This window comes from Parvularcula maris (assembly GCF_024505085.1).
Lineage (GTDB): Bacteria > Pseudomonadota > Alphaproteobacteria > Caulobacterales > Parvularculaceae > Parvularcula > Parvularcula maris.
Map to the genome: position 1 here is coordinate 50,841 of NZ_JANIBC010000002.1, position 25,119 is coordinate 75,959.

The 25,119-nt window shown below is 66.0% G+C and carries 17 protein-coding genes; 16 read left to right on the forward strand and 1 reads right to left on the reverse strand.

Annotation, left to right across the window (positions count from 1 at the left end; translation table 11 throughout):
- Positions 1-29 precede the first annotated feature (29 nt).
- The 13 genes from NOG11_RS03665 (at position 30) to NOG11_RS03725 (ending at position 17,873) form a co-directional block, all read left to right on the forward strand.
- On the forward strand, positions 30-1,514 hold the full coding sequence (locus NOG11_RS03665; RefSeq protein ID WP_256618294.1) for an NAD(P)-dependent oxidoreductase: 1,485 nt from the start codon (positions 30-32) through the stop codon (positions 1,512-1,514).
- The gene (gene gltB / locus NOG11_RS03670) at positions 1,511-5,965 is read left to right on the forward strand and encodes a glutamate synthase large subunit (RefSeq protein ID WP_256618295.1); all 4,455 of its coding nucleotides are present in this window, start codon (positions 1,511-1,513) and stop codon (positions 5,963-5,965) included. Before NOG11_RS03665 ends, gltB begins: the two co-directional genes overlap by 4 nt.
- Positions 5,966-6,293: 328 nt before the next feature.
- Positions 6,294-7,952 carry a dihydroxy-acid dehydratase gene (ilvD, locus tag NOG11_RS03675; protein ID WP_256618296.1) on the forward strand — a complete coding sequence of 553 codons (1,659 nt, stop codon included), beginning with the start codon at positions 6,294-6,296 and terminating at the stop codon, positions 7,950-7,952.
- Positions 7,952-8,983 (forward strand): ketol-acid reductoisomerase, encoded by a 1,032-nt coding sequence (gene ilvC, locus NOG11_RS03680; protein ID WP_256618297.1) that lies wholly within the window; start codon positions 7,952-7,954, stop codon positions 8,981-8,983. The genes ilvD and ilvC overlap by 1 nt, the downstream gene beginning before the upstream one ends.
- Positions 8,980-9,108, forward strand: coding sequence for a hypothetical protein (locus tag NOG11_RS03685; RefSeq protein WP_256618298.1), 129 nt, complete (start codon positions 8,980-8,982; stop codon positions 9,106-9,108). Before ilvC ends, NOG11_RS03685 begins: the two co-directional genes overlap by 4 nt.
- The gene (gene ilvG, locus NOG11_RS03690) at positions 9,105-10,805 is read left to right on the forward strand and encodes an acetolactate synthase 2 catalytic subunit (protein WP_370468220.1); all 1,701 of its coding nucleotides are present in this window, start codon (positions 9,105-9,107) and stop codon (positions 10,803-10,805) included. Before NOG11_RS03685 ends, ilvG begins: the two co-directional genes overlap by 4 nt.
- Before the next feature lie 4 nt (positions 10,806-10,809).
- Positions 10,810-11,133, forward strand: a complete 324-nt coding sequence (locus NOG11_RS03695) for an ACT domain-containing protein (RefSeq protein ID WP_256618299.1) — start codon at positions 10,810-10,812, stop codon at positions 11,131-11,133.
- Entirely contained in the window at positions 11,117-12,385 is a 1,269-nt protein-coding gene (locus NOG11_RS03700) for a threonine ammonia-lyase (RefSeq protein WP_256618300.1), read from the forward strand. Before NOG11_RS03695 ends, NOG11_RS03700 begins: the two co-directional genes overlap by 17 nt.
- An 18-nt stretch (positions 12,386-12,403) precedes the next feature.
- Positions 12,404-13,588: a 2-isopropylmalate synthase gene (locus NOG11_RS03705; protein ID WP_256618301.1), complete on the forward strand. Its 1,185-nt coding sequence runs from the start codon at positions 12,404-12,406 to the stop codon at positions 13,586-13,588.
- Positions 13,588-14,976, forward strand: coding sequence for a 3-isopropylmalate dehydratase large subunit (leuC, locus tag NOG11_RS03710; protein WP_256618303.1), 1,389 nt, complete (start codon positions 13,588-13,590; stop codon positions 14,974-14,976). The genes NOG11_RS03705 and leuC overlap by 1 nt, the downstream gene beginning before the upstream one ends.
- Entirely contained in the window at positions 14,973-15,554 is a 582-nt protein-coding gene (gene leuD / locus NOG11_RS03715; RefSeq protein WP_256618304.1) for a 3-isopropylmalate dehydratase small subunit, read from the forward strand. Before leuC ends, leuD begins: the two co-directional genes overlap by 4 nt.
- Complete coding sequence (leuB, locus tag NOG11_RS03720; protein WP_256618305.1) at positions 15,551-16,600, forward strand: 3-isopropylmalate dehydrogenase; 1,050 nt, start codon at positions 15,551-15,553, stop codon at positions 16,598-16,600. The genes leuD and leuB overlap by 4 nt, the downstream gene beginning before the upstream one ends.
- 52 nt (positions 16,601-16,652) lie before the next feature.
- On the forward strand, positions 16,653-17,873 hold the full coding sequence (locus tag NOG11_RS03725; RefSeq protein ID WP_256618306.1) for an NAD(P)/FAD-dependent oxidoreductase: 1,221 nt from the start codon (positions 16,653-16,655) through the stop codon (positions 17,871-17,873).
- Here the strand turns inward: NOG11_RS03725 and NOG11_RS03730 are convergent.
- Positions 17,870-19,108: a cation:proton antiporter domain-containing protein gene (locus NOG11_RS03730; RefSeq protein ID WP_256618307.1), complete on the reverse strand. Its 1,239-nt coding sequence runs from the start codon at positions 19,106-19,108 to the stop codon at positions 17,870-17,872. The genes NOG11_RS03725 and NOG11_RS03730 overlap by 4 nt on opposite strands.
- Before the next feature lie 213 nt (positions 19,109-19,321).
- Here NOG11_RS03730 and NOG11_RS03735 point away from each other — a divergent pair, with 213 nt between their 5' ends.
- The 3 genes from NOG11_RS03735 to NOG11_RS03745 are packed head-to-tail and all read left to right on the forward strand — an operon-like array spanning position 19,322 to position 25,115.
- Positions 19,322-20,473, forward strand: coding sequence for an efflux RND transporter periplasmic adaptor subunit (locus NOG11_RS03735; RefSeq protein ID WP_256618309.1), 1,152 nt, complete (start codon positions 19,322-19,324; stop codon positions 20,471-20,473).
- 5 nt (positions 20,474-20,478) lie between these two features.
- The gene (locus NOG11_RS03740) at positions 20,479-23,655 is read left to right on the forward strand and encodes an efflux RND transporter permease subunit (protein ID WP_256618310.1); all 3,177 of its coding nucleotides are present in this window, start codon (positions 20,479-20,481) and stop codon (positions 23,653-23,655) included.
- A complete protein-coding gene (locus NOG11_RS03745; RefSeq protein ID WP_256618311.1) occupies positions 23,652-25,115 on the forward strand; it encodes an efflux transporter outer membrane subunit in 1,464 nt (487 codons plus the stop codon). The genes NOG11_RS03740 and NOG11_RS03745 overlap by 4 nt, the downstream gene beginning before the upstream one ends.
- Positions 25,116-25,119 lie beyond the last annotated feature (4 nt).

A 25,119-nucleotide genomic window follows, 5' to 3' on the forward strand; every position in this document is an offset into this window, starting at 1 on the left:
GAGTATGTAACTGCACGGTGTGAGGTTGGATGCAGCGCTTCGTCGATACGGACCAGAGACGGCCTGAAAAGCGATCGGCGGAGGACCGCCGCGACGATTTCCACGAGATCTATCGCGGGTTCGAGGAGAGGCAGGCCGCAGCGCAAGCCTCCCGCTGTGCCCAGTGCGGCGTGCCCTTCTGCTCCTCTGGCTGCCCCCTCGGCAACCACATCCCGGACTGGCTTCGGCTGGCGGCGGAGGGCGAGCACCAGGAGGCCTACGAGCTCTCCGCATCGACCTCCGCCATGCCCGAGATCTGCGGCCGTATCTGTCCCCAGGACCGGCTCTGCGAGGGCTCCTGCGTCGTCGAGCAGTCGGGGCACGGGACGCTGACCATCGGCGCCGTGGAGCAGTACCTCACCGACAAGGCCTGGAACGAGGGCTGGGTCGAGCCCATCGCGCCGCGCGCCGAGAGAGAGGAAAGCGTCGGCATCATCGGCGCAGGGCCAGCGGGTCTGGCGGCGGCGGACCGCCTACGCGCCATGGGATATCAGGTGACGATCTACGACCGCTACGACCGGGCGGGCGGGCTTCTGACCTACGGTATTCCGGGGTTCAAGCTGGAGAAGGACGTGGTCGAAAGGCGCGTCAGGCGCCTGGCCGAGGGCGGCGTGACCTTCCGGCGGAACGTAGCGGTGGGCGAGAACCTGCCCTTCAGCGAAATCGAAGAGGCACACGACGCCGTCCTCATCGCCACCGGGGTCTACAAGGCCAGGGAGCTTTCAGCCCCCGGTGTAGGCAGCAGCGGCGTCGTCAGGGCGCTCGACTATCTGACCGCCTCGAACCGCAAGGGTTTTGGCGATGCGGTAGCGGAATTCGACAGCGGAGCCCTGAACGCGCTGGGCAAGCGCGTGGTGGTCGTCGGCGGCGGCGATACGGCGATGGACTGCGTGCGGACGGCGACGAGGCAGGGGGCGACGTCCGTCACTTGCGTCTACCGGCGCGACCGGGACAACATGCCCGGCAGCGCGACAGAGGTGCGCAACGCCGAAGAGGAGGGCGTGGTCTTCGAGTGGCTCGCCTCGCCCAAACTGGTGCTCGGCGATGCTGGCCGGGCGGAGGGGCTGCGGGTGGCCCGCATGCGCCTCGGACCTCCTGATATCAGCGGTCGCCGTGCACCCGAAGAGGTTACCGGCGCCGAGGACGACTTCGAAGCCGACCTCGTCATTAAGGCGCTCGGTTTCACGCCTGAGGATCTGCCTGGAGCGTTCGGTAAGCCTGATCTTCACCTCACCCGCCACGGTACGCTGAAGGTCGATCCGCGCAGCTTCGCCACCCCCCTCCCCGGCATCTTTGCCGCGGGCGACATCGTCAGGGGCGCGAGCCTCGTGGTCTGGGCGGTCCATGACGGCCAGAAAGCCGCCAAGGGCATCCACGACTACCTGCAGGAGAAGGCTCGCACCGTCCGTCCCGAAACCGTCGGACAGCAGGAAACGCGCTACGATCCGCGTGCCTATGAGGCGGTGGCGTCGTGAGGCCCCCTGCCCCCTTCGGCCTCTACGACCCCCGCGACGAGCACGATGCCTGCGGCGTCGGGATGATCGCCGCCACCGACGGCAGGCCGCGCCGTGAGGTGGTGACGAGAGCCATTGCCGCCCTCAAGGCCGTCTGGCACCGCGGCGCCGTGGCGGCCGACGGCAAGACCGGCGACGGAGCGGGCCTGCGCCTCGACATCGCCCAGGACTTCTTCCGCCAGCATATCATGCGCAGCGGTCACGGAGAGAACGCCGCGCCCATCCTTGTCGGTCAGGTCTTCCTTCCCCGGACGGACTTCGCCGCCCAGGACAAGGCCCGGACGATCGTGGAGAAGGAGGTGCTCTCCTTCGGCTTCAGGCTCTATGGCTGGCGCCAGGTGCCGGTGGACTCGACGGTGATCGGCAGGCAGGCCAACGAGGCCAGGCCCCAGATCGAGCAGGTGCTGTTCTGGGACCCGCGGGGGCGCTCCAACACCGAACTCGAGCAAGTTCTCTACATCATCAGACGGCGGATCGAACGCTTTGCGTTGCAGGAGCGTATGCAGAGCTTCTATATCTGCTCGCTCTCCGGACGGGACGTGATCTACAAGGGCATGTTCCTGGCGGGGGATATCGACCGGTTCTATCTCGACCTGAAGGACGAGCGTTTCGAAAGCGCCGTGGCGATCTTCCACCAGCGCTACTCGACCAACACCTTCCCCGAATGGCGGCTCGCTCAGCCCTTCCGCATGCTGGCCCATAACGGAGAGATCAACACCCTTCCCGGCAACACCGCCTGGATGCAGGCCCATGAGATCGAGATGGTCTCCTCCGCGTTCGGTGAGCATGGCGATGCGATCAGGCCGGTCATTCAGCCGGGTGCGTCGGATTCGGCTGCCCTCGACGCGGCCTTCGAGCTGCTCGTCCGTGCAGGCCGAAGCGCGCCCATGGCGAAGGCGCTCCTCATTCCCGAAGCGTGGTCGAAGCGGGGCTCCTCCATGCCCGAGGAGGTCAAGGCCCTCTACGCCTACTGCAACGCGGTGATGGAGCCCTGGGACGGTCCCGCCGCCGTCTGCGCCTTCGATGGCCGCTTCGCCGTGGCCGGGCTCGACCGCAACGGACTGAGGCCGCTACGCTATGCGCTGACCTCGGACGGTTTGCTGACGGTGGGCTCGGAAAGCGGCATGTGCCCGCTGGACGGCAAGACCATCACCAGGCGCGGCGCCGTTCCGGCGGGCGGGTTGATCGCCGTCGACCTGAAAGAGCAGCGCTTCCTGGACCACGACGAGGCGAGAAAGGACCTAGCCACTGCCCATCCCTATACGGAGTGGCTGAAAGGGGTGACCGAGCTCGACCGCGAGATCGGCCCCGGTCCCGAACCCTCTCTCTACGAGGGCATAGAGCTGCGCCGTAGGCAGATCGCCGCCGGGTTCAGCCGAGAGGACCTCGAACTCATTCTCGACCCCATGGTGCAGGAGGCTAAGGAGGCGGTCGGCTCCATGGGCGACGACACCCCCCTCGCCGTGCTGTCCTCGCGCTACCGGCCCCTCTCGCATTTCTTCCGTCAGCGCTTCAGCCAAGTCACCAACCCGCCGATCGACCCTCTGCGGGAGGGGCGGGTCATGTCGCTCAAGACGAGGTTCAAGAACCTCGGCAACATCCTCGCCGAAGACAAAACGCAGACGGACGTTTTCGTGCTCGACAGCCCTGTGCTGACCAACGGCATGATGGAGAGGCTGACCAGCCGTATCGGCGCGCACCTCATCGACTGCACTCTTTCGAGGGAGGCAGGCGGCGAGAACCTCAAGGAGGCGCTGGAGCGTATCAGGCGGGAGGCCTGCAAAGCCGTGCAGAACGGCGCCGGTCATCTCGTTCTCAGCGATGAGAGGCAGGGGCCGGGCTCCATTCCCGTACCGATGATCCTGGCTGCCGCCGGTGTGCATCGAAGCCTCCTCGAGGCGGGCCTGCGCTCGCGCTGCTCGTTCACTGTGCGGTCGGCGGAGTGCATGGACAGCCACTACATGGCCGTTCTGGTCGGGGTGGGCGCGACCTGCGTGAACCCCTATCTCGCCTTCGACACGCTGGCGGCGAACCATGCGGCGGGGCGCTACCCAGGCAAGAGCCTCGGTGAGGCGTGTCTGGCCTATAAGACGGCGCTGGAGAACGGGCTTCTCAAGATCATCTCCAAGATGGGCGCGTCCGTCATCTCAGCCTACAGAGGGGGCTGCCACTTCGAGATACTGGGCCTTTCCCGTACGATCGTTTCGGAGTTCTTCCCGGCGGCCTCCTCGCGGCTGTCGGGGCTCGGTTTCCGGGGCATGGAGGAGAGGGCGGCGCAGCTTCACAGCCTGGCCTGGCCCGAAGAGGACAAGGCCCCCCGCCTGCCCATCGGCGGCTTCTACCGGGTACGCAGCGGCGGAGAGGACCACACCTACGAAGCGCGGATCATCGCCGACCTGCAGACGGCGGTGAGACAGAACGACTGGTCCGCCTACGAACGCTTCCGCGACGGCCTTCAGGAGCACAGCTCCATCGAGCTGCGCAGCCTCCTAGGTTTTCGGCCAGCCTCGCCCCTTCCCCTTGACGAGGTGGAGAGTGTCAACGCCATCCGCCAGCGCTTCGTCACCCCTGGCATGTCGCTCGGAGCGTTGAGCCCCGAAGCGCATGGTGCACTGAACGTTGCGATGAACCGGATCGGCGCGAAGTCAGTGTCCGGCGAGGGCGGCGAGGACCCCTCCCGCTACAAGCCCCTGCCCAACGGCGACAACATGAACTCCGCCATCAAGCAGGTCGCCTCCGGCCGGTTCGGGGTGACGGCGGCCTATCTGGGCCAGTGCCGCGAGATCGAGATCAAGGTGGCGCAGGGCGCAAAACCCGGCGAGGGCGGACAGCTCCCCGGCTTCAAGGTCAACGCCTATATTGCGAGGCTGCGGCACGCGACCGAGGGGGTGACGCTGATCTCTCCGCCGCCGCACCACGACATCTACTCCATCGAAGACCTCGCGCAGCTCATCTACGATCTCAAGCAGATCGCGCCCAAGGCCCGCATCTGCGTCAAGCTGGTCAGCTCCGCAGGCGTCGGGACCATTGCCGCCGGTGTCGCCAAGGCGAAGGCCGACGCCATCCTCATCTCCGGGCATGTCGGCGGCACCGGCGCGAGCCCGCAGACATCCATCAAGCACGCTGGCTCCCCCTGGGAGCTGGGTCTCGCCGAGGCGAACCAGGTGCTGACGGTGAACGGCCTGAGGTCCGCCGTGACCCTACGGACCGATGGCGGCATCAGGACAGGCCGCGACGTGGTCATCGCCGCCATGCTGGGTGCGGAGGAGTACGGCATAGGCACGCTCTCGCTGGTGGCGATGGGCTGCCTCATGGTGCGTCAGTGCCACTCCAACACGTGCCCAGTCGGCGTCTGCACCCAGGACGAGGAACTGCGCAAGCACTTCACCGGGACGGCCGACCACGTGGTCAACCTGATGACCTTCATCGCCGAGGACGTGCGCCGGATCCTCGCCTCTTTGGGCCTCGCAAGCCTGGAGGAGGCGGTCGGACGGTCGGACCTCCTCGTCCAGACCGGGCGGGGGCACGACCTGCTCGACGATCTCGACCTCAACCCGCTGCTCGTGAGGGCCGAGGCCGGGCTATCCCCGCCGCGCTCGGAGCGGCATGGCAGGCGCGAGGTCGAGCCGACCCTCGACGAGACCATCCTCAAAGACGCCGGTCCCGTGTGGGAGCGCCGTGAGAAGATGCAGCTCGACTATACCGTTGCCAACACTCACCGCGCCGTCGGTACACGAACGAGCAGCCAGATCGTGTCGTCCTTCGGGTCACTGCCGCAGGGTCACCTGACCCTGCGCCTCTCTGGCTCCGCCGGGCAGTCCCTGGGCGCTTTCGGTGTCGAAGGCCTCAGGATCGAGGTTCGGGGGGACGCCAACGACTATGTCGGCAAGGGCCTCTGCGGCGCGGAGATCGTGGTCAAAGGGTTCAAGGGTGAGCATACGGACGATGCCTCCGTCCTGGTCGGCAATACCTGCCTCTACGGCGCCACATCGGGCAGTCTGTTCGTGGCTGGGCGAGCAGGCGAGCGCTTCGCCGTACGCAACTCCGGCGCGACGGCTGTGGTCGAGGGGCTCGGCTCCAACGGTTGCGAGTACATGACGGGCGGCGAAGTGCTGATCCTCGGCAGCGTTGGCGACAACTTCGCAGCGGGCATGACCGGCGGCAGGGCCTATGTCTTCGACGAGGACAGACAGCTCCCTCATCTTCTGAACACGGAGCACGTTGTTGCAGTGAGCCTGGGCGAGGACGAAGCCCCCTGCCGGGAGCTTCTTCTGCGTCACTATGCGGAGACCGGCAGCGCGCTAGCCGATAAGCTTCTGGAAGACTGGGAGACGGCGAAATCATCCTTCGTTCGCGTGCTCTCCCGCCAGGAAGCTCGCCTGAACGAGCGCCGGGATGCCCCAGCGGCTTGAACGAAATGAGCCATCTATATCCTGCTGTAGATCGAAACTCGCGCAGTTGAGCGAGAAAATAGCTGTTTATCTCTTGTTAGTGTTGCGGTGCAAAGAGGTCCATGTTAGGGTCAACAGGACCGAAGGCATTTGAACCGACGCTCGCAGGCTAAGACGATGAACCAGCACATCTTTCCGACCGCTGCTCCCCTAGCGCCCGTTCGCTCGGTCGTCCTTGTACTCCTTATTACCGACAGCCCCTAGGAGCGGCATCGGATAAGGCTGGCAGCCATAACCGACGCAGAGCTCCCGAAAGGGAGCTTTTTTTTCGCCTGAACCACGGAACACCATGACCAAGAGAAGCGATCAGATCACGAAGGGACCAGAGCGGGCAGCCGCTCGGGCCATGCTTCGCGCCACTGGGATGAAGGACGAGGACTTCGACCGTCCCATGGTGGCGGTGATCAACACCTACTCCTCCGTCACGCCCTGCAACATGCATTTGAAAGACCTCGCCGAGCCGGTTCTGGAAGGCATTAGGGAGGCAGGCGGCTGGCCAGTGGAGTTCGGCGCGCCGGTGGTCTCCGACGGCATCACCATGGGCCACCAGGGTATGCGGGCGAGCCTCATCAGCCGGGAGGTCATTGCCGACGCCATCGAGATCGCCGTCTATGGCCATGCGCTCGATGCAGTCATCGTGCTGGTCGGGTGCGACAAGACCCTGCCCGCCGCCGCCATGGCGCTCGCGAGATGCAATGTCCCCGGACTGATCTTCTATGGCGGCACCATCGCGCCGGGTTGCCATAAGGGACGGAACCTCTCGATCCAGGACGTCTTCGAGGCCGTCGGCTCTCACGGCCTCGGCCGCATGAACGACGAGGAGCTCGGCGCCGTCGAGCGCGCCGCCTGCCCCGGCGCAGGCGCCTGCGGGGGTCAGTTCACGGCCAACACCATGGCCATGGCGTTGGCCTTTCTGGGTCTCGCCCCGTTCGGCGCAGGAGACGTCCCCGCCGCCCATCCAGGCAAGGCTGACGAAGCGAAGAGATGTGGGCAGATGATAGCCGAAGCTGCAAAGGGTAGCGGCGCCCGGCACTTCGTCACGGAAGCGTCGCTTCAGAACGCTGCCACCGCCGTGGTCGCCTCGGGCGGCAGCACCAACGCCGTGCTGCACCTCGCCGCGATCGCCGCCGAGACCCATGTCCCCTTCGAGATCGAGACCTTCGACCGGCTCAGCCGCGAGGTCCCCATCATCACGGACCTCAAACCCGGCGGACGCTTTTTGGCCCAGGACCTCTTCGAGGCGGGGGGCTGCCGCCTCTTCGGCCAGCGTCTGAAGGAAGCCGGGTTTCTCGCCGATACACCGACCGTCAGTGGCAAGAGCCTTTTCGAGGAGCTTTCGTCGGCAGTCGAGACGAAGGACCAAGAGGTCGTCCGAAGCGTGAACGAGCCGGTCAAGGAGCGCGGCGGGCTTTCCATCCTCTATGGAGAAGTCGCCCCAGAGGGGGCGGTGCTCAAGACCGCGGGCCACACCGCCACCCGCTTCGAAGGCCCCGCGCGCATCTTCGACAGCGAGGAAGAAGCCTTCGCCGCCGTCCAGTCGGGCCGGATAGAGGAGGGCGACGTGGTCGTCATCCGCTGGGAGGGTCCAAGAGGCGGCCCCGGCATGAGAGAGATGCTGCAGGTGACGGCGGCCCTCGCCGGGCAGGGGCTGGCCGGTAAGGTTGCTCTTCTCACGGACGGCAGGTTCTCCGGCGCCTCCCACGGCTTCGTCGTCGGCCACTGCGCACCGGAGGCGGCCGTAGGCGGACCGATTGCCAGGCTTCGAGAGGGTGATCGGATCAGCTTCGATGCCGAGACCCGCCGTATCGACGTGGATGCCGACCTTCGCAGCCGAGCCCCCGTCCCCCGCCCCTCCTCCGCCCCGGCGGTTCAGGGCGTCTTCGCCAAATATGCCCGTCTCGCTGGATCGGCCAGCCGCGGCGCCACCACCATGCAGGAGAACTCGTGATGACCGAAACCTTGAGAGCCTACACCCAAGCCGACGCTACACCCGTCCTACAGGGTACACGGATCGCCGTTATCGGCTATGGCAGCCAGGGCCGTGCCCATGCCATGAACCTGCACGACTCGGGGCTGGACGTGGTGATCGGCGCTAGGCCCGACGGCCCCTCCCATGGCAGGGCGATGGCCGATGGTTTCGAGGTCGCCTCACCGGTGGATGCGGCGAAGCAGGCACAGTTCATTGCCATGACGGCTCCCGATATGGCCCACCGAGAGATCTTCCAGGACGCCATCGCGCCGAACCTCGACGAGGGCGACACGCTGATGTTCGCCCACGGATTCTCCGTGCTCTACGGTCATGTCAGGCCTCCCAAAGGCATCGATGTCATCCTCGTCGCGCCCAAGGGGCCTGGCGACCTCGTCCGCAAGGAGTATGAGCGGGACCGCGGCGTGCCGTGTCTCTTCGCGGTCCACCAGGACGCGACCGGCAAGGCCCATGAGAAAGCCATCGCCTACGCCCATGGCCTGGGCGGCACGCGGGCCGCTCTGTTCGAGACGAGCTTCAAGGACGAGACGGAGACGGATCTTTTCGGCGAGCAGGCGGTTCTCTGCGGCGGCGCCACCGAGCTCGTCAAGATGGGCTACGAGACCCTGGTCGAGGCGGGCTATCCGCGAGAGCTCGCATATTACGAGTGCCTGCACGAGCTCAAGCTGATCGTGGACCTTCTCTACGAGGGCGGCATCACCAAGATGCACGAGTTCATCTCCGAGACCGCGATCTACGGCGATCTGCGCTCGGGCCGCAGGATCATCAACGAGGAGACCCGCGAGCGTATGCGGACGATCCTCTCGGAGATCCAATCCGGCCAGTTCGCCCGCGAGTGGGACGAAGAGAACGCCGCCGGCCGGCCGGTCTATAACCAGCGCCTGCAGGAGGACTTCGACCATTCCATCGAAGAGGTGGGCAAGATGCTCCGGGGACATATGACCTGGCTTCAAGAAGACGCTCGCACGGCGGCTATGGAGGCAGCGGAATGAGCACCTCACCGGCAGCCCGAACCCCCGTCTCAAGCCAAGCCAAGGATAAGCCGAAGGCGGAGAAAGCGCAGCCCGAACCCTCCAAGCCCAACCCCTTCGCCTTCTTCAAGGGAGCGGCGCCGTGACCGCTGCGGCCAAACCCTTATTGGTGGAAGAGGAGGCGGTGGCGACGAAGCCCCGAACCGGCGCGCATGTTCTTGTCGATGCCATCGCAGCGCAGGGGACGGAGCTCGTCTTTGGCTATCCCGGCGGCGCCATCATGCCGGTCTATGACGCCCTTCCCGGCTCGGCGCTCCGCCACATCCTCTGTAGGCACGAGCAGGCCTGCGCCTTCGCTGCTGCCGGATACGGACGGATGACGGGAAAGCCGGGCGTCTGTCTGGCCACGTCGGGGCCTGGGGCGACGAACCTCGTCACCGGCATCGCCGATGCCTTCATGGACTCCGTCCCCATGGTCGCGATCACTGGCCAGGTCGCTCAGCCAATCATGGGCACCGATGCCTTCCAGGAGATCGACACGTTCGGCATCACCATGCCCATCGTCAAGCACAGCTACATCGTCAGGGCCGTGAGCGATATACCGTCGGTGGTGGCCGAGGCCTTCCAGATCGCCGGCACGGGCAGGCCAGGTCCGGTTCTCATTGACCTTCCCAAAGACGTGCAGCAGGCGATGTGCGACATGCCGCCCACCGTTCTGGACGCGCCCGCCCCCCTGCCGCTCGATGAGGAAGGCCTGCGCCGCGCCGAGGCCGCCGTGAGCGTGGCCGAGCGGCCCCTCTTCTACTTGGGCGGAGGGATCACCAGGGCCGGGGCTACCGAAGCCGTCAGACGCATGGTCGAGCGCAGCGGCATCCCCGCCGTCTGTACCCTGCACGGAAACGGGGTTCTGCCGACCGGGCACGAGCAGCTCTTGGGCATGGTGGGGATGCACGGTGCCCAGGCAGCAAACCACGCGGTGCAGCAGTGCGACCTTCTCATCAATATTGGCGGGCGCTTCGACGACCGCGCCACGGGCCGCCTCGACGGTTTCGCCCCCCACGCGTCGGTGGTGCATTTCGACTGTGACCGCAGTGAGGTCTCCAAGCTGCGCCACGCCGACGTCTCCGTAGGCGGATCGCTGAAACATGCGGTCAAGAGCTTCCGGCCCGAAGCCCAAGCTATCGCTCCATGGCTCGGCGAAGTCTATGAGAAGCGGCGGGCCACACCCCACCGCTACGACGCACCCGGAGAGGGCGTCTACGCCCCGGCCCTGCTGAAAGAGCTGTCCGAGAAAGCGGGCAAGCGGTTCGTCGCCGTGCCCGATGTAGGTCAGCATCAGATGTGGACGGCGCAGCACTGCGAGTTCTCCCGGCCCGAAGCGCACCTCACCTCCGGCGGCCTCGGCTCCATGGGGTTCAGCCTGCCGACGGCCATAGGCGCACAGCTCGCCGAGCCGGACGCCGTGGTGGTGTCCATTTCCGGCGATGGCGGCATCATGATGAACATCCAGGAGCTTGCCACCCTTCGCCGCTACGGCATCCCGCTGAAAGTCGTCGTGATCGACAATGCACGCCTCGGCATGGTCCGTCAGTGGCAGGAGCTGTTCTTCGACGGCAACTTCTCCGAGGTGGACCTCTCCGACAACCCCGACTTCGCCCGCGTGGCTGAAGCGTTCGGGATCGAAGCCTTGACGGTCTCCCAGCGTTCCGAGGTCACCCCCGGTATCGAGCGGCTCCTTGCCGCCGAGGGACCGATCCTCATGCATGTCGTCATCGACCCCGCCGAGAATGTCTGGCCGCTGGTGCCGCCCGGCCATGCCAACCACCAGATGATGGAGGGCTGACCCCATGAGCATCCGTCCGCGCGGCAATATGCGCCGCGGCACCATCGAGACGCTGACCATCGCTTCCGACGATGTGAACGGCACGCTACGGCGCATCTGGACCGTGATCGAACAGCGCGGCTGGAACGTCCGTTCACTGCTCGTCAAGGAGGTCGAGGGCGGGGTGGAGACCCGCGTGCAGGTCTCACCCACGGGCAACCACCGCTCTATCGAGACGCTCCGCCATCAGATCGAACGCCTGATCAATGTCCGCTTCGTCCGTCTGGAACGCCGAAGCCGCGAGCAGCCGAGCCAGTGGAAGGAGATCCCCTATGGCACGGTCATCTGAGCTGAAGGCGGTCGTCAGTGAGCTGCCGAACCCGTTCGGTCTGCCCGAAGAAGTCTGGCGTTCGATTCTGGAGAAGCGCGACCCGGCCTGGCGCCGCATCCTCACCCCGCCCTGCCTGCGCAGCGAGAAGCTATCCGAGCTGACGGGCTGCGATCTTCACCTCCAGCTCGAGACCATGCAGGTCACCGGGTCGTTCAAGGAGCGCGGTGCCCTTTCCAAACTTCTGTCGCTGACGGAAGAAGAGCGCGCTGCCGGTGTGGTGGCTGCCTCCGCAGGCAACCATGCCCAGGGGCTGGCGCGGCACGCCAAGTTGCTCGGCATCCACGCCGTCATCGTCATGCCGAAGCGCACCCCACTGGTGAAGATCGAGGAGACCAAGCGCTACGGCGCGGAGATCGTTCTTTACGGAGAGGGTTTTGAGGAAGCCTCGGAGGAAGCGGAGCGCCGCGTGCGGGAGGACGGCCTCACACTGGTCCATCCTTTCGACGATCCCTTTGTCTCCGCAGGCCAGGGCACCATCGCTGCCGAGATGCTCGATGCCGTTCCCGACCTGGACGTCCTTATTGTACCTATCGGCGGCGGCGGCCTCATCGCAGGTATGGCGGCAGCGGCGAAGGAGCGCCGCCCGGACATCGAAGTGATCGGTGTCCAGGCCGACCTCTATCCAGGAATGCTCAACGCGCTCGAAGGCTGGGCGCGGCCTTGCGGCGGCATGACCTTGGCGGAGGGTATCGCCGTCTGCCGTCCCGGTTCCCTGACCCGCGAAGTCGTCCGTACCCATGTGGACCGGATCATCACGGTGGACGAGCAGCACCTGGAGCGGGCTCTCTGCCTTCTTCTCAACACGCAGAAGGTTCTTGCGGAGGGCGCAGGCGCCTCGGGCCTGGCCGCTGTCTTGGCCCACCCGCAGCTCTTCGAGGGCCGGAAGGTCGGCTCGGTGGTTTGCGGAGGCAATATCGACGCGCGGCTCATCTCGGCCATCCTGATGCGGGACCTTGCGCGTCAGAAGCGTTTGGCACGGCTGCGCGTCGTTCTGATGGACGTACCCGGAGAGCTCACCCGTGTGGCCTCGGCCATCGGTGAGGCTGGGGGCAACGTCATCGACGTCTCCTACCACAAGGTCTTCAACGATCTGCCTGCCAAGGAAACCCATCTCGACATCTCCGTCGAGGCCACAGGCCACGACCACATGAACCAGATCATCGGCGCGCTGAAGGCCGAGGGTCTGACCGCCGTTACCGCCAACTACTGACCCCCGAGCGAGACCATCATGACCTACGAGCCCCCTGCCCATGTCCGCATTTTCGACACCACACTGAGGGACGGAGAGCAGAGCCCCGGCTTCTCCATGACCATGAAGGGCAAGCTGAAGATGGCGAGGGTGCTCTCCGCCCTGAACGTCGATGTGATCGAGGCGGGGTTTGCTGCCGCCTCGCCGGGCGATTTCGAGGCGGTTCAGGCGGTGGCCTCCGAGGCCGAAGGCCCCATCGTCTGCTCCCTCGCCAGGGTCAATGAGCGGGACATCGACCGCGCGGCGGAAGCACTGGAGCCCGCCCGGCGCAAGCGCGCCCATGTCTTCATCGGCACCAGCCCCACCCACCGGGAGCATAAGCTCCGTATGCGAAAGGGGGAGGTCCTCGACGCCATCGACCACGGGGTCAGGCATGCGCGGCAGATCTTCGGCGATGTGGAGTTCTCCGCCGAGGACGCCATGCGAACGGAGAAGACCTTCCTCGCCGAATGCCTCAAGACGGCCGCGGAGGCAGGCGCCAAGACCCTCAACGTTCCCGACACGGTGGGCTACTTCACACCGGAGGAGACCTTCGATGTCTTCAGCTATCTGATCGATGCGGTGGAGCCGGAGGACGACGTCATCTTCTCCACCCATTGCCACGACGACCTTGGCATGGCGGTCGCCAACAGCTTGGCCGCAGTGCGGGCGGGTGTGCGCCAGATCGAGTGCACCATCAACGGTATCGGCGAGCGGGCAGGCAACTGCGCCATGGAGGAGGCAGTGATGGCCCTTCGTACCCGGAAGGATACCTACGGCGTCACCACCCAGCTTGATACAGCCAGGTTCTACGAAGCCTCTCGCCTGCTCGAGGACATCACCGGCGAGAAGGTCCAACGCAACAAGGCTGTGGTCGGGCGCAACGCCTTCGCCCATGAAGCGGGCATCCACCAGCACGGCATGCTGTCCAACCGCAAGACCTACGAGATCATGTGCCCGGAAGATGTCGGTGCACCCATCTCCTCTCTCGTCCTGGGCAAGCATTCAGGTAAGCACGCCCTCTTCGCCCGGTTGGAGGAGCTCGGTCACGAGGTAGGTATCGAGGCCCGCGAGCCCGTCTTCGCCGCTTTCAAGCTCCTGGCCGATCAGCATCACGAGGTGTCGGACGACCAGCTCCGCACCCTCGTCTCCGGGGCATCGAACAGGGTGACGGTGGCATCCTGATGGCCAAGACCCTGTTTCAGAAGGTCTGGGAGCGGAACGTCGTTCGAGAAGAGCGGACCGACAGCCCGGCGATCCTTCATGTCGGCCTTCATCTCATCCACGAGGTGACGAGCCCCCAGGCTTTCTCGGTGCTCGACGAGCGGGGCCTGACGGTGAGGCGGCCCGACCTCACCCTAGCGACCATCGACCACTCCGTACCCACCTTACCTGCGGACGAGGCGGGCCGCCCGCCCTACGCTACGCCGGAGGCGGAGCATCAGGTCGAAACCCTGCGCCGCAACTGCGCCCGCCACGGCATCGAGCTCTTGGATATCGGCGATCCCCGCCGCGGCATCGTGCATATGGTGGGGCCTGAGCTAGGGCGGACGCACCCCGGTAGCGTGGTGGTATGCGGTGACAGCCATACCTCCACTCATGGGGCGTTCGGCGCTCTGGCGTTCGGGATCGGCACGACGGAGGTCGGGCACGTTCTGGCGACCCAGTGCCTGTTCCAGCGGAGGCCCAGGACGCTGCGCGTGCTGTTCGAAGGCAGGACCGCGCCCGATGTGACGGCCAAGGATATGGCGTTGGCGGTGATCGCCAAGCTCGGCATGGATGGCGGTACGGGCCATGTCATCGAGTACGCGGGCGATGCCGTCCGCAGGCTGTCGATGGAGGGGCGCATGACCCTCTGCAACCTCTCCATCGAGGCGGGGGCGAGAGCGGGCATGGTGGCGCCCGACGAGGTGACCCTCGCCTATCTCAAGGACCGCTCGGGCACACCCCAGGACTGGGACGCTGCGTGCGGGCAGTGGCTTTCCCTGCGTAGCGACGAGGGAGCGGCTTTCGACAAGGAGGTCATCATCGACGCTGCCGCCATCCGTCCGATGGTCACCTACGGCGTCAGCCCGCATGAGGGCGTCTCCGCTGACGGCGCCGTGCCGAGCGACGTTCGCGCCGAAGCCGCCGCCTATATGAAACTCGGTCCCGGACAGAAACTAGGTGAGGTCGAGATCGACCGGGTCTTCGTGGGCTCCTGCACCAATGGCCGCCTTGAAGACCTGCGCGCAGCAGCGCATGTCCTTCGCGGGCGGAAGGTTTCTTCGGGGGTGACCATGCTGGTCGTTCCCGGCTCCGAGGAGGTCAAGCGCCGAGCCGAAGCCGAGGGTCTCCGCGAGCTCTTCACTGCAGCCGGTGCGCAGTGGCGGGAGCCCGGCTGCTCGATGTGCATCGCGATGAACGGCGACAGGGGTATGCCGGGGGAGCTGGTGGTCTCGACCTCGAACAGGAACTTCAAAGGGCGGCAGGGCGACGGCGCACGTACCGTCCTGGCCAGCCCCGCCACCGCCGCAGCCAGCGCGGTCATGGGCAGGATCGCCCATGCGGGGATGCTGGAGGCGGAGCAGTGACCGAACCTTTCACGAGGCTGACGAGCCGCACGCTGGCGCTGCCCGAGAACAATATCGACACCGATCAGATCATCCCGGCGAAGTTTCTGACCACGACGGACAAGGAGGGTCTGGGACGCCGCTGCTTCTACTCCTGGCGTTTCGATGAGGCGGGCCATGAGACGGACCATCCGCTCAATAAAGCCGATATGTCCGTCCACCGCATTCTGGTGGCGGGTGACAATTTCGGATGCGGCAGCTCCCGCGAGCACGCGCCTTGGGCGCTCGCCGCGTTCGGTGTGGGGGCGGTCATCAGCACCTCCTTCGGCGATATCTTCCGCTCCAACGCTCTCAAGAACGGGCTGTTGCCGGTCGAGGTGCCGGGCGACACCTTGCAGCGCTTGATGCTGCATGAGGGCGAGGAGGTCACGGTCGATCTGGAGGCCGAGGTTCTGCGGTTCGGCAACCAGGAGGTCGCCTTCGAAACGGAGCCCTTCGCTAGGCGCTGTCTTCTGGGTGGGACGGACTCCCTCGGCGCCCTTCTCTCGGCTCTGCCCGACATCGAAGCCTTCGAGGCTCGCAGGGAGGAGCGAGGGTGAGACTGAACATCGTCGTCCTACCAGGAGACGGGATCGGTCCGGAAGTCACCGGCGCCGCGCTCGACATCCTCGAAGCCGTCTCGAGATCCGAGGGTATCGAGCTTCAGCACCGGGACTATCCTTTCGGCGGGGCCGCCATCGACGCTTGCGGCCAGCCTTTGCCCGAGGAGACACTTCGGGCGTGCTTGGCCTCGGACGGTGTTCTGCTCGGCGCGGTGGGCGGCCCCGGCTACGACGAAGCGGCCAAGAGGGGCGCCCCTCGCCCCGAACAGGGGCTCCTCGGTCTGCGCAGGGAGATGAACCTCTTCGCCAACCTCCGTCCCTCGCGGCTCTATCCAGGCCTCGAGGCGGCGTCCCCCCTTCGCGAGGAGGTCGTCGCGGGCACGGACATCCTGATCGTCAGGGAGCTGACGGGCGGCCTTTACTTCGGTGAGCGCGAGGAGGGTACGGTCAGCGCGCTCGACCGCCTGCCCTACAGCGCCGAGGAGGTCGAGCGGGTGGCGAGAGCGGCGGTCCAGGCGGCGAAGGGGCGCAGCGGCAAGCTGGTCTCGGTCGACAAGGCCAACGTGCTCGCCACCTCCCGCCTCTGGCGTATGGTCGTGGACAGGGTGGCGGCAGAGGAAGGCATGGAGGTCGAGCACATCCTGGTGGACGCCATGGCGATGTATCTCGTCAGCGAGCCCTCCCGCTTCGATGTGGTGCTGACGGAGAACCTCTTCGGTGACATCCTCTCCGATCAGGCCTCCGCCGTGGCCGGATCGGTGGGCCTCGCCCCCTCCGCCTCGCTCAGCGATCCGGGCCGGCCCGGTCTCTTCGAGCCGATCCACGGCAGCGCGCCGGATATCGCCGGGCAGGGCATCGCCAACCCCATCGGTGCCATCCTCTCCGCGGCTCTTCTCCTGCGCTACGCCATAGGTGCCGAGACGGCAGCCCGGAAGATCGAAGGAGCGGTAGAGGCGGCGCTCGCGGCGGGGCTTCGAACCCGCGACCTCGGCGGCCGGGCGACCACCATGGAGGCTACGAAGGCGGTCCTGCAGCAGCTCTAGCCGTGGCCGTAGCGGCCATGATAGGCGCTCCTGTCACCAGCAGGAACGCGCCATGAGCAGCCAGGAACAGATCGTCATCGTCGGCGCCGGTCACGGAGGGACCACGGCTGCGGTAGAGTTGCGAAGCCGAGGTTTCGAGGGCGGGATCGTTCTTCTCTCGGACGAACCGGTGGAGCCCTATGAGCGCCCGCCCCTCTCCAAGGCGTGGCTGACCGCGGACGGCGCGGAGAAGGACAGCCTCTACGGGCTCGACACGCTCTCGGAGCGCGGCATCGACCTCAGACTGGGTGCCAAGGCCGAAACGTTGGACCTTGCTGCGAGATCGCTTCGGCTGGGGGACGGTAGCGAGCTGACCTACTCGGCGCTAATCCTCGCCACCGGCAGCCAGGCACGGAAACTGCCCATCTCCGGCATGGAGTGCGAGAACGTCTTCAGCTTGCGGACGGCCGGTGATGCCGATGCGCTGAGGGCCGCCCTCGTTCCGGGCAGCAAGCTGGTGGTCGTAGGCGCAGGCTATATCGGGCTGGAAGTCGCGGCCTCCGCCAGGAAGCTGGGCGCGGACGTCACCATCGTGGAGCTGGCCGACCGCTGCATGCCCCGCACGGCCAGCGTCACCATTTCCGACTTCTACCATCAGTACCATGAGGAGCACGGTGTTGCCTTCGTGCTGAAGGACGGTGTGAGCGCGCTGGAGGCGGAGGGAGACCACGTGACCGGCGTCGCGCTCAGCTCCGGCTCGGTTCTTCCTGCGGACGCCGTCCTGATCGCAGCAGGCGGGGTTCCCGATGACATTCTCGCACAGCAGGCGGGTATCGCCTGCGACAACGGCATCCTCACGGATGAGAACGGGCGCACCAGTGATCCATCCGTATACGCCATCGGCGATGCAGCCCGAAGGCCTACGCCGTGGGCGGAGGAGGCGCTGCGGCTCGAAAGCGTGCACAGCGCCTTGGAGATGGCGCGCCTAGTCGCGGCGGACATCACCGGCAGCCAGCCTCCGGCGCTACAGCCTCCCTGGTTCTGGTCCGATCAGTACGACCTCAAGCTTCAGATCGTCGGCCTCGTCACCCCCGGCTTCGAACAGATCAAGCGGCATACGGAGGGCAGTCTCTCCGTCTTCCACCTCAAGGGCGACGAGCTCATGGCGGTGGAGGCGGTCAACGATCCGCGTGCCTATATGTTAGGGCGTACCGCACTGTCGAAAGGGTTGGCGGTGGACCGCCATGTTCTGAGCGATCCCGAGGCCGATCTGAAGAACGCTCTTCTTCGCTAAGGGGTGGGTGTGCTCATCCCAGGAGCGATCGCCCTCTCGCTGCCGCTTCTTCCCTCGAACAGTTTGGTGAGGAAGAGCGCGCTTACGCCGTGCACGACGATGCTGAGGCCGACCGTCAGGTAGATGACGGCGATGAGCCGGTCGGCCACCGGCATGCCCGCCTCCTCGAAGACGAAAACGGTGAAGAGCACCGAGGCGAGACCCCTCGGCCCGAACCAGCCTAGGAACAGCTTGTCGCGGGTTTTCAGCCCCGCTCCGGTCAGGGAGAGGAAAACTGGCACGATACGGATAACCGTCACGCTGAGAACCGCGTAGAGCGCCGTCGCCCAACTCAGCTCGCTGAGCGCTCCGGGCAGAAGACTTGCTCCGAACACCGCAAAGACCAGCAGCGCGAGGGTCTGCCCCTCCGCCTCCATGAACTCGGTCAGGAAGGACGCGCTGCTCTTCAACCGGTAGCCGAAGACCAGCCCACCTACGAAAGCGGCGATGAAGCCGTTGCCGCCGATCAGCTCGGCGAGGAGGTAAGTCGCTGCCGCCAGGGCGATGGTGGCCGTGCCTGTGGCTGCTTTCTCGGTCCATCCCCGTTCGTCGGCGTAGTCGAGGAGCGCCGCTCCCCCTGCCCCGACCAACGCGCCCGCCGCAGGCCCCAAAAGAAGCTGCCCTGCCACGAAGAGCGCCCAGTTGACGTCGAGCTCGGCGCTGTGCCCGAGCCGCGCCACGCAGGCGAAGAACAGGATCAGCGGCAGGACCAGCCCATCATTCATCCCGCTCTCGACGGTGAGGATGCGGCGAAGCCTTTCCGGCACGCGCTCGCTGGTGATGACCGCCTGGCCTAGCGCTGCGTCGGTCGGGGTCAGGATGGCTGCTAAGAGAGCAGCCTGCCAGAGCTCCACCCCCAGAGGCAGCACCAGTGCCGCTGCGGTCCCTGCCGCCGCCACAAGAGGGATGCCGATGAACAGCATGCGGCTCGGCACGGAGAGGTCCATCGACAGCGCCTTGGCGTCGACCTTCGATGCATCGGTGAAGAGCACTAGGATCAGGGTGAACTCCGCCAGAAGGTTCAGGGTCTCGTTCTCGAAATCGAGCGCCAGCGCCCCCGCTCCAGCCGGGCCTAGGGCCAGCCCGATCGCCATGAAGAGGATCGGCGCGGTCACAATGGTGCTAGCGATCCTCCGGGAGAACGCCGCATAGGCGACCAGCGCCGCGCATAGCAGCAGCAAGGTGAGCTGGTTCATGGGCCTTCCTCCGTGCCAGCTTCTTCGCGGATTTGAGCGGGTTAGTTACTTCCGCCCCCACCGGCTCGGTCGGGTTCCGGCGTAACCGCGGGGGGCGGATCGGAGGCGTTGAGGATACTGCACGTCCTCATGGCGCAAGCTCGATCAGGAGCTAACATAAGCGAAGTGTTATGTTCCTGCCGCCCCGCGGCAGCTCACCAAAGCTAAGCTCCTATGTATCGCTCTCTACTCCTGACCCTCCTCCTGCTGGCTGCTGCCTGTGGCGGCGGCGGCGAGCCCGCTTCAGGCCAAGCAGACGCTCTCCCCGTCAGAACCCAGAAGCCCGAGGCTCGCGAGGTGGTGCTGTGGGACGAGTATATCGGCCGCTTCGAGGCGGTAGAGAGAGCCGAGTTGCGTCCCCGCGTCTCCGGCTATCTCGAAGAGGTCCATTTCGAGGACGGCGCCATGGTGGAGGAAGGGCAGCTCCTCTTCACCATCGACCAGCGCCCTTTCCAGGCGACCCTCGACCAGGCCCGCTCCTCCTTCGAGCAGGTGCGCACCAACCAGCGCCTCGCCGATGCGGAGCTGAGCCGCGCCAAGCAGCTTCTCGATGCGAGAGCAGGCTCCCAGGAGGAGTACGACCGCGCGCTTCAGGCAAGGGACGCCGCGCGGGCCAGCCTCGCCGGGGCCGAGGCCGAGGTGCGCCGGGCACAGCTCGACATGGGCTTCACCGAGGTCAAGGCTCCCATCTCCGGCCGCATCGGCCAGCGCCGGATCGACCGCGGCAACCTCATCACCGCCGGGGAGACCGTGCTCACGACCATCGTGGCGGTGGACCCGATCCACTTCACCTTCACCGGTACCGAGGGCGACTACCTCAACTATGTCCGCCTCGCCCGGCAGGGGAACCGGCCTAGCTCTCGCGACGCGCCGAACCCCGTTCAGATCAAGATCGAGGGCGCCGAGAGCTACGATGTCCGAGGCGAGATGGACTTCGTCGACAACGAGATCGACGCCAGCACCGGCACGATCGTCGGGCGGGCCATCGTCCGCAACGAGGAGTCGATCCTGACCCCCGGCATGTTCGGCGAGATGAGGCTTTACGGCCGCGACCCCTTCGAGGCGATGGTGATCCCCGACCGGGCCGTGCAGTTCGACCAGGACAAGCAGTTCGTCTGGGTCATCGGCGAGGACGGCAACTCGGCCATGCGCTTCGTGGAGCTCGGGCGGCTGCTCGGCGACAATATGCGGATCATCGACGGAGGCTTGGAGGCCGATGCGGACGTCATCGTCGGCGGCTTCACCAATCTGCGGCCCGGCACACCGGTGGTCTCGAAGGCTCCCGAGGAGCAGCCCGCCAGCGTCGCCCAGGCCTCGGAGCAGTAAACGCCGTGCCGATCTCCAACTTCTTCATCGACCGCCCGATCTTCGCCTCGGTGATCTCGATCATCACCATGATCGTCGGGTTCATCTCCTATGTCGCGCTTCCGGTGGCGCAGTTCCCCGAAGTGGCCCCGCCCACGGTGCAGGTGAGCGCGACCTATCCCGGAGCCTCCGCCGACACGGTGGCCAAGACCGTGGCCACGCCCATCGAGCAGGAGATCAACGGCGTCGAGGGCATGATCTACATGCAGAGCCAGGCGGTGGACGGTCAGGTCACGACCACCATCAGCTTCGCGCAAGGCACCAATATCGACGACGCCCAGGTGCTGGTGCAGAACCGGGTGGCGAGGGCCGAGCCGCGCCTGCCCGAGCCGGTCCGCCGCCTGGGCGTGGTCACCCAGAAGTCCTCGCCGGACTTCCTCATGGTGATCCATCTCCTGTCGCCTGACGAGACCTATGACCAGCTCTACGTCTCGAACTATGCGACGCTGCAGGTGCGCGACCGCCTCTCGCGGGTGGACGGGGTGGGGCAGGTGCTGGTCTTCGGCGCCCGCGACTACGCCATGCGCATCTGGATCGACCCGCACAAGGCGGCGGAGCTCGACCTCTCCGTCGGCGACATCGTCCGCTCCTTGCGCGCGCAGAATGTGCAGGTGGCCTCGGGCACGCTGGGCCAGTCCCCCATCGCCGACCCCAGCGCCTTCCAGCTCGCCGTGCAGACTCAAGGCCGCCTCACCGCGCCGGAGGAGTTCGGCAACATCATCATCCGCTCCGACGGCGAGGACTCCCTCGTCAGGGTGCGGGATGTCGCAAGGGTCGAGCTCGGCGCCCAGGACTACAACACCAACGCCTATCTCGATAACCAGCCCGCCGTCGCCATGGCGATCTTCCAGCGGCCGGGATCGAACGCCCTGACCACCGCTGGTGAAGTGCTGGAGCTGATCGAGGACCTGTCCGGCGACTTCCCCCCCGGCCTCGAATACCAAGTCATCTACAACCCGACGGAGTTCGTCGATCAGTCCGTGAAGGCAGTCTACCGTACGCTCTTCGAAGCCACCCTTCTGGTCGTTTTGGTGGTCTTCATCTTCCTGCAAAGCGTCCGCGCTGCCATGATCCCGGTGATCGCCATTCCGGTGTCGCTGATCGGCACCTTCGCGATCATGAACGCCTTCGGCTTCTCCCTGAACACGCTCTCGCTGTTTGGCCTCGTCCTCGCCATCGGCATCGTCGTGGATGACGCCATCGTCGTCGTCGAGAACGTCGAGCGCAATCTGGAACAGGGCAAATCGCCTAGGGAGGCGACGAGGGACTCCATGGCCGAGATCGGCGGCGCACTGATCGCCACCTCACTGGTCCTCTGCGCTGTGTTCGTTCCGACCGCCTTCATTCCAGGGCTGTCGGGCGCCTTCTATCGCCAGTTTGCCCTGACCATTGCCGCTTCGACGGTCATCTCGACCATTGTCTCGTTGACGCTCAGCCCGGCCATGGCGACCCTTCTTCTGAGGCCGAAGGAAGAGGGCGAGAGCAACCGTCCGGCCTTCCTCAAACCGCTCGATGAATTCTTCGGCTGGTTCAACCGCGGCTTCGACAGGCTGTCGTCCACCTATGCCGACTGGGTCTGCCGGGTGGTGAGAAGAGGTTTGATCGCCGGAGCCGTCTACGGCGTGCTCCTCTTAGCCACAGTGGGTGTCTTTCGTGCCGTACCCGGCGGCTTCGTTCCCGCCCAGGACCAGGGCTATCTCATCACCGTGGTCAACCTGCCCCAGGGCGCCTCCCTTCAGCGCACGGACGAGATTGTCCAGAAGGTGACTGCGCTGGGGCTAGAGGTCGAAGGCGTCGAGCACGCCGCGCAGTTCGCAGGCTTCAACGGCGCCACCTTCACCAACGCCTCGAACGCCGGCGCCATCTTCTTTACCATGTCCGATTTTGGCACGAGACCCGGCTATCTCGACATCCAGAACGAGCTTCAGCAGAAGCTCGCCGGAGCCATCGACGAGGCTTTCGTCCTGGTGATCGCGCCGCCGCCCATCCGCGGCATCGGTAACGGCTCGGGCTTCAAAATGATGGTCCAGGACCGCACCGGGGCGGGCCTGCCTGCCCTGCAGCAGGCTGCCTTCTCCCTCATGATGGCCGCGAACGAGGACCCCGACCTGCGCAACGTCATCACCTTCTTCGAAACCTCGACGCCGCAGATCTATCTCGACATCGACCGTCAGAAGGCGGAGCTGATGGGGCTTCCCGTCAGCAATGTGTTCGAGGCGCTGGAGGGGTATCTCGGCTCCTCCTTCATCAACGACTTCAACTATCTCGGCCGCACCTACCGCGTCACGGCGCAGGCTGACGATGTCTTCCGGCGGGACGTCGACGATATCTCCGCCTACTACGCCCGCAACGCGCAGGGCGAGATGGTCCCCGTCGGCGCCGTCGCCGAGGCGGAGCGGACCACCGGTGCATCGCGGGTCCTCCGCTTCAACCTCTACCCGTCCGCCGCCGTGCAGGGAGAGCCCGTCATCGGGGTCTCCTCCGGCGAGGCCATCGCCCGCATGGAAGCGCTGGCCGAGGAGGTGCTGCCGCCCGGCTTCGGGTTCGAATGGACGGAGATCGCCTACCAGCAGACCAGCGCCGGGAACACGGGCTCGCTCGCCTTCGTCCTCGCGGTGGTGTTCGTCTTCCTCTTCCTGGCTGCGCAGTATGAGAGCCTCACCCTGCCCCTCGCGGTGATCCTCATCGTGCCCATGGGCCTTCTTTCCGCCATGGTCGGCGTGATGGTGGCGGGGCAGGCCAACACCATCCTGACACAGATCGGTCTCGTGGTGCTGATCGGCCTTGCCACGAAGAACGCTGTCCTGATCGTCGAGTTCGCCAAGCAGCTTCAAGAGCGCGAGGGCATGAGCCGCTACGCCGCCGCCACCGAGGCCGCTAAGATCCGCCTGCGTCCGGTCCTGATGACGGCCTTCTCCTTTATCCTGGGTGTGTTGCCGCTGGTGCTCGCCAGCGGTGCCGGTGCGGAGATGCGCAACGTCCTCGGCGTGGCCGTCTTCGCGGGCATGCTGGGCGTGACGCTGTTCGGCCTGTTCCTCACGCCCGTCTTCTACGTGTTCGCCGCCTGGATTGAGGAGAAGATGGAGGGGCGGGGTAAAGACAAAGAGCTCGATAGCTCCACCCAGATGGGAGCTGCGGAATGAGGCGCGTTCTGATCGCCGCCGTTCTTCTTGGCGGCTGCACCATCATCGGACCCGACTACGAAGAGCCGTCTACGGAAGGCTATACAGACGGAGCTTTCCTCGAAAGCGAGGGATACGCAAGCGAGGCGCCTCTATCGGACTGGTGGACGGCCTTCGACGATGAAAGCCTGGACGCCTTCGTCGCCCTTGCCATCGCGCAGAACAACGAGCTCGGCGCCGCGCTGGCCAATGTCAACGCGGCGAGGGCGCAGGTCGGTCTGAGGCGTCTCGACCGCCTCCCCTTCGACACGATTACTTCCGTTTACAACGTTCAGCGCCAGTCCGCGACCACGTTAGCTGCGGGCTTTGGCGATGAGGGCGGCTTCGACATCGGCGACGAGCTCCTACCTACCATCGACATCTTCAGCATCTCCGCCGCAGCGAGCTGGGAGGTCGATCTCTGGGGGCGGATCACCCGCGGGATCAATGTGGCTGAGGCCCGCTTCGGTGAGGCTCAGGCGCAGCTTGCCGACCTTCAGACCATCGTCATCGCCGAGACCGTCGACGCCTATATCGGCCTTCGCGGTACCCAGGAGCAGCTCGACGTTGCGCGCGAGAACGCCCGCAACCAGCGCGAGACGGTGAAGCTCGTCACCGCCCGCCGCGATGCAGGCCGCGGCACGGATCTCGATGTGGAGCGCGCGCAGTCGCAGCTTGCCGTCACCCTCGCCGCCATCCCGCCCCTGGAGGCCGCCGTGGCGCAGGAGCGCTATAGGCTGGGCGTCCTTGTCGGTGAGACCCCCGCCCGCATCGCGGCAATGACCCAGGAGAACCGCCCGCTTCCCAGCATCGAGAGGGCGCTGCCGGTGGGGGATATGAGCGCCCTTCTGGAACGGCGGCCCGACATCCGGGCGGCCGAGCGTTCCCTGGCGGCAGCCACCGAAGAGATCGGCCTGCAGATGACTTCGGCCTTCCCTAGGGTTCAGCTTCTCGGCGGCATCGGTGTGCAGAGCGTCGAGTTCGAGAACACCTTCACCGAGCAGGCCATCAACTTCTCCTACGGCCCGTCGATCACCTGGTCCCTGACCGACCTTCTGCGGTTCAGGCAGACCGTCAGGGCCGCCTCCGCACGGGCCGAAGGCGCCTTCGATACCTACGAGCAGACCATCCTCTCCGCCCTCGCCGAGACCGAAACGGCCCTGGCTTCGCAGCGCGCCGCCCAGCGGCAGCTCGTTGCCCTTGCCGAAGCCGAGCGCGCCAGCACCGCGGCGGCAAGGCTCGCAAGGCTTCGCTTCGAGAACGGCGCCTCTGACTTTCTCGCCGTGCTGGATGCCGAGCGGCGGCAGCTCGAAGCGGCCACTGACCTCGCCGCCGCGCGGATCGGCACGGCCAGAGCGCAGATCACCGTCTTCCGTACCCTGCGCGCCGGTCCAGGCCTGATGGTGGCGGAGGCGCAGCCCGAGCGAGAGCGGCCCCGCTAGGTCC

What these genes read in the sequence shown, in the direction of transcription:
- NOG11_RS03665 (WP_256618294.1), top strand. Translation starts at nt 30, where the DNA reads ATGCAGCGCTTCGTCGATACGGACCAGAGACGGCCTGAAAAGCGATCG.
- ilvD (WP_256618296.1), top strand. Translation starts at nt 6,294, where the DNA reads ATGACCAAGAGAAGCGATCAGATCACGAAGGGACCAGAGCGGGCAGCC.
- ilvC (WP_256618297.1), top strand. Translation starts at nt 7,952, where the DNA reads ATGACCGAAACCTTGAGAGCCTACACCCAAGCCGACGCTACACCCGTC.
- NOG11_RS03685 (WP_256618298.1), top strand. Translation starts at nt 8,980, where the DNA reads ATGAGCACCTCACCGGCAGCCCGAACCCCCGTCTCAAGCCAAGCCAAG.
- NOG11_RS03695 (WP_256618299.1), top strand. Translation starts at nt 10,810, where the DNA reads ATGAGCATCCGTCCGCGCGGCAATATGCGCCGCGGCACCATCGAGACG.
- NOG11_RS03700 (WP_256618300.1), top strand. Translation starts at nt 11,117, where the DNA reads ATGGCACGGTCATCTGAGCTGAAGGCGGTCGTCAGTGAGCTGCCGAAC.
- NOG11_RS03705 (WP_256618301.1), top strand. Translation starts at nt 12,404, where the DNA reads ATGACCTACGAGCCCCCTGCCCATGTCCGCATTTTCGACACCACACTG.
- leuC (WP_256618303.1), top strand. Translation starts at nt 13,588, where the DNA reads ATGGCCAAGACCCTGTTTCAGAAGGTCTGGGAGCGGAACGTCGTTCGA.
- NOG11_RS03725 (WP_256618306.1), top strand. Translation starts at nt 16,653, where the DNA reads ATGAGCAGCCAGGAACAGATCGTCATCGTCGGCGCCGGTCACGGAGGG.
- NOG11_RS03730 (WP_256618307.1), bottom strand. Translation starts at nt 19,108, where the DNA reads ATGAACCAGCTCACCTTGCTGCTGCTATGCGCGGCGCTGGTCGCCTAT.
- NOG11_RS03735 (WP_256618309.1), top strand. Translation starts at nt 19,322, where the DNA reads ATGTATCGCTCTCTACTCCTGACCCTCCTCCTGCTGGCTGCTGCCTGT.
- NOG11_RS03745 (WP_256618311.1), top strand. Translation starts at nt 23,652, where the DNA reads ATGAGGCGCGTTCTGATCGCCGCCGTTCTTCTTGGCGGCTGCACCATC.